Source organism: Streptococcus mitis, from assembly GCF_047462815.1.
GTDB lineage: Bacteria > Bacillota > Bacilli > Lactobacillales > Streptococcaceae > Streptococcus > Streptococcus mitis_DO.
The window spans coordinates 1-14,488 of record NZ_JASHFB010000009.1 but is presented as its reverse complement, the minus strand read 5'-3'; the positions used below and the strand labels follow the sequence as shown (position 1 = coordinate 14,488).

General features: G+C 42.0%; 4 protein-coding genes and 1 pseudogene. All 5 read left to right on the top strand.

Annotated elements, in window-relative coordinates; genetic code table 11:
- Positions 1-233: 233 nt before the first annotated feature.
- Positions 234-4,022 carry a sugar-binding domain-containing protein gene (locus QM865_RS05880; RefSeq protein WP_414306237.1) on the top strand — a complete coding sequence of 1,263 codons (3,789 nt, stop codon included), beginning with the start codon at positions 234-236 and terminating at the stop codon, positions 4,020-4,022.
- 1 nt (position 4,023) lies between these two features.
- On the top strand, positions 4,024-5,712 hold the full coding sequence (locus QM865_RS05875) for an alpha-L-fucosidase (protein WP_414306236.1): 1,689 nt from the start codon (positions 4,024-4,026) through the stop codon (positions 5,710-5,712).
- Positions 5,713-5,812: 100 nt separating this feature from the next.
- A complete protein-coding gene (locus QM865_RS05870; RefSeq protein ID WP_414306235.1) occupies positions 5,813-6,799 on the top strand; it encodes an Rpn family recombination-promoting nuclease/putative transposase in 987 nt (328 codons plus the stop codon).
- A pseudogene (locus tag QM865_RS05865) lies at positions 6,762-7,238 on the top strand (hypothetical protein); the annotation flags it as partial. The gene QM865_RS05870 and the pseudogene QM865_RS05865, both read left to right, overlap by 38 nt.
- A gap of 413 nt (positions 7,239-7,651) precedes the next feature.
- The coding region (locus QM865_RS05860) for a DUF1542 domain-containing protein (protein WP_414306234.1) at positions 7,652-14,488 on the top strand (6,837 nt) is incomplete at its 3' end.

Genomic DNA, 14,488 nt, shown 5'->3' with positions numbered 1-14,488 from the left:
AAAAGGAACATCTCTCTGGAATGAACATTCAGAGGGGTGTTTTTTGGTTCTTGTAAGCTTCGATCTTATTTCTTGAAAATGACAGTTTGTTTGAACATGGAGTGATTTTCAGACTCCTCCACAAATTATAGAATCTTTTCTGAGGATTTAGGGAGTGATAGAGGAAGTCTTGAAAGCGCTTTTGTTTTGTGCTATAGTCAAGTAAATTGAATCGTTTAAAGAGGAATGCTTGTATGATAAGAGAAGAAGTTTTACGAAATCACTGGTTTTTTAGCCAAGAGGTAGGGAAAGAAGAGGCCTTGGCACCGGATTTTCAGAGGGAAAATTGGCAGGCTATTCAAGTGCCACACGACTGGAGTATTTACAATGATTTTGACCAGTATTCGCCAGCGCAAAATGAGGGTGGTCAGTTAAACGGGGGTCAAGCCTGGTACCGGACGCAGTTTTACTTGGAAGAAGATGCCAGTCTTGTATCGGTGCGTTTGTTGTTTGATGGAGTTTACATGAATGCCCAAGTCTATATTAACGGGCAAGTACTGGGCTATTATCCCAATGGCTATACGCCCTTTTCTTATGATATCACGCCTTATCTAAGAAATGACGGGACTGCCAACCAGCTTGCGGTTTTTGTGGAAAATCAGCAACCTAGCAGTCGTTGGTACTCGGGTAGCGGTATTTACCGAGAAGTAAAATTATTGATTACAGATTCGGTGCATCTGGATTTATATGGGATTAAGATAGAAAGTCCCAAGCTCAAGGAACAAAGAGATGGATGGGTGGAAACCCAGCTTGAAAGCAAGGTTTCAAATTATGGATCTCAGTCCGTGTCGGTGTATTTGGAGCAGAGTATCTGGTATGACGGGCAGCAGCTGTCAGACTGGCTGGCGACAGACTCTCTAGTGATTGAGTCTGGGGACAAATATTCTTTCCAACAAGCCATATCAATTTTTCAACCCTTGCTTTGGGATATTGATCATCCCCACCTTTACCAATTGAAGATTCGCCTTTACAAAAATGGCGTCTTGGTTGATGAAGAAGAGGAGACCTTTGGTTACCGCTATATGGATTGGCAAGCGGATAAGGGCTTCTTTCTAAATGGTCGCTGGTTGAAGATTCATGGGGTTTGTTTGCACCATGACTACGGAGCGCTGGGAGCTGTGGAAAACAGGTCAGCTGCCGAGAGACGCTTGCGCCAGATGAAGGAAATGGGCGTCAATGCAATCCGAATCACCCATAATCCAGCCAGCAGTATTTTGCTGGATGTGGCTGCCAAAATGGGCCTACTCATCCAAGAAGAAGCCTTTGATACCTGGTATGGAGGCAAGAAAGAATATGATTATGGTCGCTTTTTTGAGGAAGAAGCGACTCATCCAGAAGCGAAAGCAGGCGATTTCTGGTCAGATTACGATTTGCGCATCATGATTGAGCGTGGCAAGAACAATCCAGCTATTTTTATGTGGTCCTTGGGAAATGAAGTCAGCGAAGCAAATGGCGATGCCCATTCATTGAAGACGATCAAACGCTTGCTAGAAAGGGTCAAGGAGGTTGATGATAGCCGTTTTGTGACCATGGGAATGGATCAGTTCCGCTTTGGAGATGGAACTGGAGGTCATGAAAAGATTGCTGATTTGCTGGATGTGGTGGGTTTGAATTACTCGGAAGATAATATTGACGCGATTCGCAAAAGACATCCCAAGTGGCGACTTTATGGGTCTGAAACCTCATCGGCTACACGGACGCGTGACAGCTATTTTCGACCAGATAAGGAATGGGTTGGAGATAATCGTCGCGTGCGGAATTTTGAACAGTCAGACTATGGCAATGATCGGGTTCCTTGGGGGAAGACGGCGACGGCTGCTTGGATAGCAGATCGAAATCGGCTAGACTATGCAGGTCAGTTTATCTGGACAGGAGTGGACTATATCGGTGAGCCGACTCCTTGGCACAATCAAAATGACACGCCTGTCAAGAGTTCCTATTTTGGGATCGTGGACACGGCAGGGATTCCTAAAAATGATTATTATCTCTATCAAAGTCAGTGGTTGAATGGTGATCAAAAGCCTATGGTTCATATCCTGCCCCATTGGAATTGGGAAATCCACAAGAGTTATCAACAAGTTGTGGATAAGTATGGGGATATCCCTGTTCGAGTGTATTCAAATGCTGGTTCTGTAGAGTTATTTCTCAATGGAAAATCCCAAGGCAGAAAGACTTTTCAGGAAAAATGGACCTCAGATGGTAGAAAATACCAAGAGGGAGCAAGTTCTGACCAACTTTATCTCGAATGGCGTTTTCCTTATCAACCGGGAGAATTGTCTGCTGTGGCCTATGACCGTCAAGGGAAGCTTGTGGCAGAAGATAGGGTGGTGACTGCAGGTAAGCCAGCCAAAATCGGGCTCCATGCCGAGAAAACAAAACTGGAGCCAGATGGGCAAGACCTCCTCTATCTCTATTTTGATGTATTGGACAAGGATGGAAATTGGGTTCCGACTGCTTCCAATCAGCTTCATTTTAAAATTGAGGGCCTTGCTCGCATTGTGGGTGTGGATAATGGCAGACAGGCCAGTCGTGAACGTTACCAGGCTCAGAAGAATGGTCGTTTTAAGAGGAAAGCCTTTCATGGCAGGGGTGTTGTTTTAGTTCAGAGCTTGGAGCAGGTGGGACAAGTAAGAGTAAAAGCCAGTGCTAGAGGGCTAGAGCCAGCAAGTTTTGATCTCTTAGTGGGAGAGGCTTTGGCTTTCCAACCAGTGAAAAATAAGTGCTTGTTTGAGATTCGAGTGGACAAGAGGGCAGGTTTACAAGAAGGAGATTCCCCAGCCATTGGACTTTATCCACAAACTGTGGATAACCCTGTGAACAAGGTGGGGAATAGTGAAGTGATTTGGGAGACGAGTGGTAGTGCTCATGCTATTATCAAGCAGGGGGTGCTTCATTGCTTGTCTGCAGGGGACTTGGCTATCCGCGCCATTTATCAAGGGAAGACCTATCAAATGCATTTGCAGGTTGCAGAAAATACCTCGCTAGGGCAGGCGGTTTCTGTACGACCACTTCGCTTGTATACAGCTAAGGGGACTTATCCACAGCTTCCGTCTTCGGTCTTGGTGGACTATGAGTCAGGCGGTGCAAAACGAGTCAAGGTTGTTTGGGAGGAAATTCCTAAAGAAGCTTTGGAAAGCTTTCATGAATTTATGGTATCTGGCCAGCTAGAAGGATTGGATTTAAAGCCTTCGGCTCAGGTTTGTGTCCAAGGGATTTGCGCTATTGAGCTTGAAAGGGTTTGGACGCTTGTCAAGGAAGCACCACACTTACCAGACCGAGTCAAGCTAGTCTTATCAGATGGCAGACGAGATACGGCCAAGGTCACTTGGGATGAACTCGAACCTCAAATCTATGCTCATGTAGGAGAATATGTTCTTACAGGGCAGGTAGCGGGCTGTGAGTTGCCAGCAACAGTCACCATTCATGTGACAGATGCTAGTGTAGATGGAGAAGTTATTTCCAATCAGTGGACAGGGTCCAACCTGCCTCTGGTCTTTGCTTCCCACTCAGAGCCTAATCATCCAGCCTCTTACCTCAATGACAAGGTTATTGCTAGGAAGAAATCGACAGCCAATACTTGGATTGCCAAGTCAGAGCAAGCTAGCGTCGGCATTCTGTTTGGAGATGCAGGGATTTTAAAACCGCGATTTGTGGATAATGTGACCTTGTATTATGTTGAAAATCAAGATTACGTGGCGGTGGAGCCGACCTTTATTGATTATTATGTGGGGAATGAGCCTGCCTTGCCTCGGACTCCTAACTATTTGGACAAGGATTCTCTGCTCAAACAAGAGGAGAATTGGCGCCCTGTATCAGGCATCCGAAAAGTGTCAAGCGACAAAGATGAAGAGCTTCGTTTTGAATTTGATAAGGTGGAGACCTATGCCCTTCGTCTTCGATTTGAAGGCTTGACCAGTCCCCTAGCGCTAACAGAATTGCAAGTGCATGCTAAAAAAGTAAAGAAAAATGTAGATAGGAAGTAGTATGGTAAGAGAAATAAAACCGCACGGGCCCTTGCCTAGTCAGGCCCAGCTAGCTTATTTAGAGGATGAACTAGCAGCCTTTATCCATTTTGGCCCTAATACCTTTTATGACCAGGAATGGGGGACAGGTCAGGAGGATCCTGAACGCTTTAATCCGACCAGGTTAGATGCGCGTGAGTGGGTTCGCGTGCTCAAGGAAACGGGCTTTAAAAAGTTGATTTTGGTGGTCAAGCACCACGACGGCTTTGTCCTCTATCCGACGGCTTACACAGATTATTCGGTCAAGGCCAGTCCTTGGAGGAATGGAGAGGGGGACTTGCTCCTTGAAGTTTCCCAAGCTACCACAGAGTTTGATATGGATATGGGGGTCTACCTATCACCTTGGGATGCCCACAGTCCTCTCTATCATGTGGAGCGAGAAGCGGACTATAATGCCTATTATCTGGCACAGTTGAAGGAGATTTTATCAAATCCTGCCTATGGTAATGGAGGGAAATTTGCTGAGGTCTGGATGGATGGTGCCAGAGGAGAAGGCGCTCAAAAGGTCAATTATGAATTTGAAAAATGGTTTGAAACCATTCGTGACCTGCAGGGAGATTGCTTGATTTTTTCAACAGAAGGCACCAGCATTCGCTGGATTGGCAATGAACGAGGGTATGCAGGTGATCCTCTATGGCAAAAGGTGAATACTGACAAACTAGGGACAGAAGCAGAGCTGGACTACCTTCAGCATGGAGATCCCTCAGGTACGATTTTTTCAATTGGTGAGGCAGATGTTTCCATCCGGCCAGGCTGGTTTTACCATGAAGATCAGGATCCTAAGTCTCTCGAGGAGTTGGTAAAGATTTATTTCCACTCGGTGGGGAGGGGCACACCTCTTTTGCTCAATGTCCCACCGAATCAAGATGGGCTCTTTGATGAGAAAGATATCCAGCGCCTCTATGAATTTGCGGCCTACCGTGACGCGCTCTATAAAGAAGATTTGGCTCTGGGAGCTAAGGTATTTGGTCCAGCTCTATCACCAGACTTTGCTTGTCATCATCTGACAGATGGCCTTGAGACCAGCTCTTGGGCAAGCGATGCAGACTTGCCAATCCAGTTAGAACTCGACTTAGGGACACCTAAAACTTTCGATGTGCTTGAGTTAAGAGAAGATTTGAAGCTAGGGCAACGAATCGCTGCTTTTCATGTGCAAGTAGAGGTGGACGGCGTCTGGCAGGAATTTGGAACGGGGTTCACAGTTGGTCATAAGCGCCTCTTGCGAGGGCCACTGGTAGAGGCGAAAAAGGTGCGCGTGATGATTATAGAGGCACGGGATTTACCTGTACTGACTAAGATTTCACTCTATAAAACTCCTAGCTTATCACAAAAAGTAGTTGTTCAGGGACTAGCATTTGCAGAAAAAAGTCTGGCTGTAGTAAAGGGAGAGATTCTTCATTTTAGGGTTGAACGTAGCGAGAGTAATACTCCTTTGGAGGCTAAGATTTCGATTCAACCGGGGACAGGTGTCCATGGCGTCGCCTATCAGGACGAGATACAAGTCCTTCAATTTCAAGCTGGGGAAAGCAAAAAAGATTTGACCATACCAACCCTATATTTTGCTGCCAATAAGACCTTGGATTTTTATCTGAATCTGACTGTTGACGGACAGTTGGTTGATCAAGCTCATATTTTAGTTGAAACGAGATAAAATATCTTCACAATTCATTTCCTTTTCGAATAAATAGATGGAACCATCGAATCTAGCAAAATTAGATTTAAAACTGTGGTATAATAGAAGGAGGAAATGGATGACTTTAAGACATCCGGGCATCAGCCCAACTAACGATTTGGTTGCTAAGAAGATTTTTAGCAATCCGGAAATCACTTGTCAATTTATCCGTGATATGCTGGATTTACCAGCAAAAAATGTGACTATTTTGGAGGGAAGTAATATTCACGTCTTGCCTTCCCTGCCGTACTCGGCGCAGGCTTTCTATACCAGTATAGATGTTTTAGCTGAACTAGATAATGGAACGCAAGTAATTATTGAAATTCAGGTGCATCATCAGAATTTTTTCATCAATCGCCTGTGGGCTTACTTGTGCAGTCAGGTCAATCAGAATCTTGAAAAAATTCGCCAACGTGAAGGTGATACACACCAGAGTTACAAACATATCGCACCAGTATACGCAATCGCAATTGTGGACAGCAATTATTTCCAAGATGATTTGGCTTTTCATAGCTTTAGCATGCGAGAGGACACGACAGGTGAGGTATTGACCAGCACAAATAACGGTCAGGAAAACCATCTGGTCAAGATGGCATTCTTGGAATTAAAAAAATACAGAGAAACCAGCAAAGATAGCATTCGCAAACCGTGGTTAGAGTTTTTCGGTAACAAACCTTTTACTCAAGAACCCGAGCGAGCCATCAGCCAAGCAGACCAACTGCTAGACTACAAGAGCTGGTCCGAGGAGGACAGGAAGATGTTTAGTGAACAACGCAGACGCGAAGAACAAGCCTTGTTAGCGCATGACTATGCCTTGGAACAAGCTGAAGAAAAAGGTTTAGAGCGGGGTCGTGCAGAGGGCATTGAACAGGGACTGGAACGAGGACGAGCAGAGGGTGTTGAACAAGGTCTAGAGCGTGGGAAAATCTTTACCTTTCTAGATTTAGTACGCCAACATGTTTTAACTTCCGAATTTGCGAGTGAACAATTGGGTATGACTGCCGCTGAGTTTGAGGCGCTATTGAAAGACCATCACAAACAATGGACAAGAAAACCATCTGGTTAAGATGGCATTCTTGGAATTAAAAAAATACAGAGAAACCAGCAAAGATGAGGTTCGCAAGCCGTGGTTGGAGTTTTTCGGGAACAAACCTTTTACCCAGCAACCCGAGCGAGCCATCAGCCAGGCAGATCAACTGCTGGACTACAAGAGCTGGTCCGAGGAGGACAGGAAAATGTTTAGTCAACTACGTATGCGCGAAGAACAAGCCTTATTAGCGCATGACTATGCCTTGGAACAAGCTGAAGAAAAAGGCTTAGAACGTGGTCTTGAACGTGGTCGTGCAGAAGGTATTGAACAAGGTTTAGAGCGCGGGAAAGTTGAAGGAAGGGAAGAGGGGAAACTCTTTGCCTTCTTAGACATGGTTCGCCAACATGCTTTAACTTCCGAATTTGCGAGTGAGCAATTAGGTATGACCGTCGCTGAGTTTGAGGCCTTGTTGTAAGTAGAAAACGATGACATGTTACCGAAATGAGGTAGCATGTTTTATTTTTGGTTCATATGTTTTACGGATAATTTTTTCTTATGCAGTGCAAAAGTAATTTGTCTCACCCTTCAAACTTATTTATTTTTCTACTAACCCTTTATGAATGCGCTATCTTTGTGAATGGAATTAAAACAAAAGCAAATTTATCATAAACATATGTGAATTATTTATTTATAAAAAAGGGAAAACATACCGAATCAATTTATCTGAAAATTCCCTAATTTCGCAAAAACTTTTTAAAATTTTTTTGGAAAATTTTAATTCAAATCATTTGCATATATATTGAAAATAAGATAAAATGTAAATTGTAGATTTCTACATACAGGTGTCATGTGGAAATCAAATCATTAACCTCACAAAAGGAGAAAATAATGGGAAACAAACCATCTATGAGTCGTGTTGAACGTCTGCACCGTGAAAAGGTCACGCGTTACTCGATCCGTAAATATAGTTTTGGGGCAGCTAGTGTAGCGGTTGCTGCTCTTTTCATGTTCTTAGGTAATGGAGCTGTATCTGTTCAAGCGGATCAAATCCAACCTGGAGACACAGCTGCTGCTCAGCCAGCAACTCCAGCTTTGGACAAGACCCAACTTGAAAGCTACATTTCAGAAATTGAAACAAAACTTTCTAACGGTTCTTACGATAACAAAACTGAGGAAAGTGTTGCAGTATTAAAAGCTGAACTAGAATCTGCAAAAGCTACATTAGCGAACGCAACTACTCAAGCTGAACTAAAAACAGCTTACAGCAAACTTGTCACTACAGCTAACTCTAAATTAAAAAACAAACCTGTAGAGAAAAAAGAAACTCCAGCAGTAGATACAACTGAAGGTAAAGAAACTGTAGGTAAAAAAGCAGAAAACACTGAGAAAAATCCAGAATCTAACTCAATCGAAAACACCGGTTCAAAAGACGAACGTAACGGTAAAGTATTAGATAAAGATAATGCGTTTAGAGCTGAGACAACTGCAACTCAGGGTAACTTTACTTATTCTATGGAGTATTCTAATGGAAAAGAAATTTACCTTTATAATGAAGAAGACGCAGATGTCAATATTACAGTTAACTCAACAGCCGGAAAAATCAAAAGAGCAACAGTTAAAGCTGGAAGTGGTCAGTTCACACTAAAAGAGAAAAGTGATGCAGCGATAGCTTATGCGAAAGGTCAAAGCTCAACTAAGCCTGAGGAAGAAGAAGTTGAACGAGATGATTTTGGTTGGAGTTATCATCAAATAATCACTGAAACTCAAGGTCCAGTAACAATTAAAATCACTGGTAAACCAAATGATACTTTTAAAGGGCTTAAACCTTACACAAAAACTGAAGATCAACGAGCAGTATTGGGAGCAAGATATCTAGAACTTGAAGATTCTACTGGAGCTAAACTACCTGGAGGTAGGACTCCATCATCTCCTGGTTATTTCAATTTAGTTGTTAAATCTCAAACATATAAATACGATATTCAACCAGTAGCAGAGGGGGATAAAGTTTCTGTTGCAGATATCAACAACTTAACTCCAACTGATATTAACAACATCAAAGAGAAAATCAAGATTCAATATTCTGATAAAGCAACGACAGAAGATGCTCGACTAGCTTCTAAAAAAGGAGAAGTCTTAGCAGATAGATCTACAGTGGTGAAAGAAGTCGCTGTTGCAAATGGAACAGTTACTGTTACCTATAATGACGATTCAGTAGATACTACTCCAGTTGCAAATGTAGCACGTACCAACCCAGCACCAACAGTAGAACTTCCATATTCAAATGCTGACAAACGTCAAATCTATGTTTACACAGGTGAAAATACTGACTTAACATTCACAGGTAAAGATGAAACAACAGTTAAAAACTTATACCTACGTGGACCAGGTGGTATTGGAAGTGATAACACTGCAGGTTATGGATTTACAACAGGTAAGATTGATAACGATGTAGTTACAAATGGCGAAGGAACAGTATCTGCTGATAAGAGAACAGCAACTATCAAGATGACAGGTGTTACAACTCTTAAAGCTCCAAACCAATGGACAAGTTTCATCGTGGCTAATGATAATGATGACGCCAGCTCAATGCCATCAGATCAAACTTTTGATGCTTCAACTGATAATGCAGTACGTCAACAAAGACCAGGATACGTTCAATTCGTTGTTAAATCTCAAACAGATAAGTACGATATCAAGGCTCCAACAGAAAAAGTTACAGTAGCAGATCCAGCTAACGTAACAGATGAAGAGTTCGATACAATCAAAGCAAAATTAAAACTTGAGTACAATAAGTCTAATGACGATGCGAATATCTCAAAAGATGCTGATGTTGCAGATCAAAATTCTAAAATTGCTTCAATAGAAAAAGATGCTAAAGGAAATCTTGTAGTAACATATACAGATGGTTCAAAAGACACAAGACCATTATCAGACTTTATAAATAAAGCGCCAACAGTAGAACTTCCATACTCAAATGCAGACAAACGTCAAATCTATGTTTACACTGGTGAAAATACTGACTTAACATTCACAGGTAAAGACGATACAGCAGTTAAAAACTTATACCTACGTGGACCAGGGGATGTTACTTGGGCTAATGCTAAGGACTATGGATTCAAGATAGGAGCGGTATCTGATAGTGCGGTTTCTGAAGGAGAAGGAACAGTATCTGCTGACAAGAGAACAGCAACTATCAAGATGACAGGTGTTACAACTCTTAAAGCTCCAAACCAATGGACAAGTTTCATTGAAGCTAAAGATAGTGATGATGCTAAATCTATGACAGGTGCAGACTACAATGCTACAACTGATGACGCAGCACGTCAACAAAAACCAGGATACGTTCAATTCGTTGTTAAAAACCAAACATCTAAATATGACATTGCAGCTCCAACAGAAAAAGTTGCTGTAACAGATCCAGCTAACGTAACAGAAGCAGAATTAGAGAAAATCAAAGAAAAACTACAAATTGAGTACTCTAATAACAATGATGATGCTAACTTAGCTGACAAAAAAGGTAAAACTGTAGATGCTGAAGATGCTAAGACTAAGATTGCCTCAGTAACAAAAGATGCTAAAGGAAATCTTGTAGTAACATACACAGACGGTTCAAAAGACACAAGACCATTATCAGAGTTTGTAACTTTAGACAAACAACCAGCTATCGATGAGGTTAATAAAGCAGCTGAGAAGCAAATTGATGCTATTAATAAAACTCCAAATGCTACTGATGAAGAAAAACAAGCTGCAATTGACAAAGTAAATGCTGATAAGAAAAAAGCTCTTGATGAAATCGCAAAACCTGAAGTTACAACAAAAGATGCTCTTGATAAAGCTCAAGCAGCAGGAACTGGTGCAATCGCAAAAGATAACCCAGTAGTAGCTAAAAAAGATGAAGCTAAACAAGCAATTGACGATGCATTGACAGCTAAAAACAAAGAAATCGATGATCGCACAGATTTAACTCCAGAAGAGAAAACTAAAGCGAAAGAAGTAGCAAAAGCGCAAGCAGATGTAGCAAAAGCTGCAGTTGATAATGCAACTACAAATGCAGCAGTTGATAAAGCTAAAGCAGATGGAACTACAGCAGTTGCAAATGTAACTCCAGTAGCAAAAGCAGAAGCTAAGAAAGCAATTAATGATGCGTTAACAGCTAAAAATAAAGAAATCGATGCTCGTCCAGACTTAACTGATGAAGAAAAAACAGCAGCTAAGAATGAAGCAAAAGATAAAGCTGATGCACAATTAGCAAAAATCAATGAGCAACCTGATGCAGCAACTACACCAACAGCAGCTAAAACAGCTCAAGATGCAGTAGATGCGGCTAAGACAACAGGTGTAGATGAAGTTACTGCAGTTAATCCAGTAGCAGTTAAGAAACCAGCAGCTAAGAAAGCCATTGACGATGCACTTAAAGCTAAAGAAGCAGCAATTGACGCTCGTCCAGATTTAACTGATGCCGAGAAGAAAGCCGCTAAAGATGCCGCTAAAGCAGCCGCTGATAAAGCTAAAGCAGCAGTAGATGCAGCAACAACAGATGCAGCAGTAGACACAGCTAAAGGAACTGGTACAGGTGACATTGCGAAAGTTAACCCAGTAGCCAAAGAAGCAGCTAAGAAGGCAGTAGCAGATGAATTAGCTAAGAAAGAAGCAGCCATTGATGCTCGTCCAGACTTAACTGACGAAGAAAAAGATGCCGCTAAGAAAGATGCGCAAGCAAAAGCTAAAGCAGCAACAGACGCAATTAACACACAGCCATCTAACGCAGAAACACCAGAAAAAGCAGCAGAAGCTCAAAAAGCAGTAGACGCAGCTAAGAAAACAGGTGTAGATGAAGTTGCAGCTGTAAATCCAGAAGCAGTTAAGAAACCAGCAGCTAAGAAAGCTATTGACGATGCACTTAAAGCTAAAGAAGCAGCAATTGACGCTCGTCCAGATTTAACTGATGCCGAGAAGAAAGTCGCTAAGGATGAAGCTAAAGCAGCCGCTGATAAAGCTAAAGAAGCAGTCGATGCAGCACCAACAGATGCAGCAGTAGACGCAGCTAAAGGAACTGGTACAGGTGACATTGCGAAAGTTAACCCAGTAGCAAAAGAAGCAGCTAAGAAGGCAGTAGCAGATGAATTAGCTAAGAAAGAAGCAGCCATTGATGCTCGTCCAGACTTAACTGACGAAGAAAAAGATGCCGCTAAGAAAGATGCGCAAGCAAAAGCTAAAGCAGCAACAGACGCAATTAACACACAGCCATCTAACGCAGAAACACCAGAAGCAGCAAAAGCAGCACAAGATGCAGTAGACGCAGCTAAGAAATCAGGTGTAGATGAAGTTGCAGCTGTAAATCCAGAAGCTAAATCTAAACCAGCAGCTAAGAAAGCAATTGACGATGCTCTTAAAGCTAAAGAAGCAGCCATTGATGCTCGTCCAGATTTAACTGATGACGAGAAGAAAGCCGCTAAGGATGCAGCAAAAGCAGCCGCTGATAAAGCTAAAGCAGCAGTCGATGCAGCACCAACAGATGCAGCAGTAGACGCAGCTAAAGGAACTGGTACAGGTGACATTGCGAAAGTTAACCCAGTAGCCAAAGAAGCAGCTAAGAAGGCAGTAGCAGATGAATTAGCAGAAAAAGAAAAAGCAATCGACGCTCGTCCAGACTTAACTGACGAAGAAAAAGATGCTGCTAAGAAAGATGCGCAAGCAAAAGCTAAAGAAGCAACAGATGCAATCGATGCTCAACCATCTATCGCAGAAACACCAGAAAAAGCAGCAGAAGCTCAAAAAGCAGTCGATGGTGCAAAAGATAAAGGTGTAGCAGATGTTAAAGCTGTAAATCCAGAAGCAGTTAAGAAACCAGCAGCTAAGAAAGCCATTGACGATGCACTTAAAGCTAAAGAAGCAGCAATTGACGCTCGTCCAGATTTAACTGATGCCGAGAAGAAAGCCGCTAAAGATGCAGCTAAAGATGCCGCTGATAAAGCTAAAGAAGCAGTCGATGCAGCACCAACAGATGCAGCAGTAGACGCAGCTAAAGAAACTGGTACAGGTGACATTGCGAAAGTTAACCCAGTAGCCAAAGAAGCAGCTAAGAAGGCAGTAGCAGATGAATTAGCTAAGAAAGAAGCAGCCATCGATGCTCGTCCAGACTTAACTGACGAAGAAAAAGCAGCAGCTAAGGAAGAAGCTCAAGCTAAAGCGAAAGAAGCAACAGATGCAATCAACGATCAACCAGCTAATGCAGAGACACCAGAAAAAGCAGCAGAAGCTCAAAAAGCAGTAGATGGTGCAAAAGATAAAGGTGTAGCAGATGTTAAAGCTGTAAATCCAGAAGCTAAAGCTAAACCAGCAGCTAAGAAAGCAATCGAAGATAAATTAGCAAAACAATTGGAAGATATTGCTAATACTCCAGATGCTACTGATGAAGAGAAGAAAGTTGCAGCAGATGCAGCTAAAGATGCCGCTGATAAAGCTAAAGAAGCAGTCGATGCAGCACCAACAGATGCAGAAGTTAAGCAACTTCAAGAAGCAGCTGAAGGTGAAATTGAAAAATCTGTACCAGTTGTAGAAGATAAACCAAATGCTCGTAAAGCAATTGATGAAGAAGCAACAGCTAAGAAAGCAGAAATCGATGCGCGTAACGATCTAACTCCTGAAGCTAAAGCTAAATTAAAAGCTAAAGTAGATAAAGCTGCGGAAAAATCTAAAGCAGCAATTGATGCAGTAAGTAGTGTAGACGATGTTAATACAATAGAAGAAGCTGATAAGGCGGCTATTAAAGCAATTGGAGAAGTAAACAGACCAATTGATAAAGTATTAGTAAAAGATCCAAGTGCATTAACAGATGAAGAAAAAGCTAAAATCTTAGAAGAAGTTAAGAAAGTTAACCCAACAGCTAAAGAAGTTAAATATGATGAAAATGGAAACATCGAAGTAACAACAGAAGCTGGCGATAAAGGAATTATCAATCCGACAAAATTAGTGAAAACTGAGGACCAATTAGATAACGGTAAAGGTGGAAATGACATTAACAAACCACTTGATAAAGTTATCGTAAAAGATCCATCGAACTTAACTGACGAAGAGAAAGCTAAGATTGTTGCTAAAGTTGAAGAGGTAAATCCAGATGCTATCGTAACAATCAATGAAGATGGAACTGTTTCTGTTTCTACTCCAGATGGTAAAACTGCAGCAATTCCAGCATCAGAATTAGTAAGAACTAAAGAAGATACTTCTAACCCAGATGCAGGAAATAGTAAAATTGTTAAACCAGCAGACAAAGTAGCCGGTGAAGCAAATGATCCGGATGATCAAGCTAAAGTAGAAGAAAAATTAAGAGAATTAAACCCAGAAACTAAATCTGTTAAATTTGATGAAGATGGTAATGCGACAGTTACACTGAAAGATGGAACTACTGCGACAATCCCATCAGAAGATTTATTCAAATCAGAAGCAGATGCAACTAAACCAAATGCAGGAAACGATATCGTTAAACCAGCAGATAAGGCTGTAGTAGCAAATCCAGAAAAACTTACAGATGCTGAGAAGAAAGCGATCGAAGACAAAGTTAAAGCTGTAAATCCAGATGCAACAGTAGTTGTAGATGATAAAGGAAATGCGACAGTTACAACTCCAGAAGGTAAGACAGCCGTAATTCCAGCAGCAGACTTGACGAAAGATCCAGAAGCTGCAACTAAACCAAATGCAGGTAACGACATCGTTAAACCAGCAGAT

Bases quoted from the DNA above. Each gene is read 5' to 3' on its own strand.
- QM865_RS05880 (WP_414306237.1), top strand. From the start codon at position 234: ATGATAAGAGAAGAAGTTTTACGAAATCACTGGTTTTTTAGCCAAGAG.
- QM865_RS05875 (WP_414306236.1), top strand. From the start codon at position 4,024: ATGGTAAGAGAAATAAAACCGCACGGGCCCTTGCCTAGTCAGGCCCAG.
- QM865_RS05870 (WP_414306235.1), top strand. From the start codon at position 5,813: ATGACTTTAAGACATCCGGGCATCAGCCCAACTAACGATTTGGTTGCT.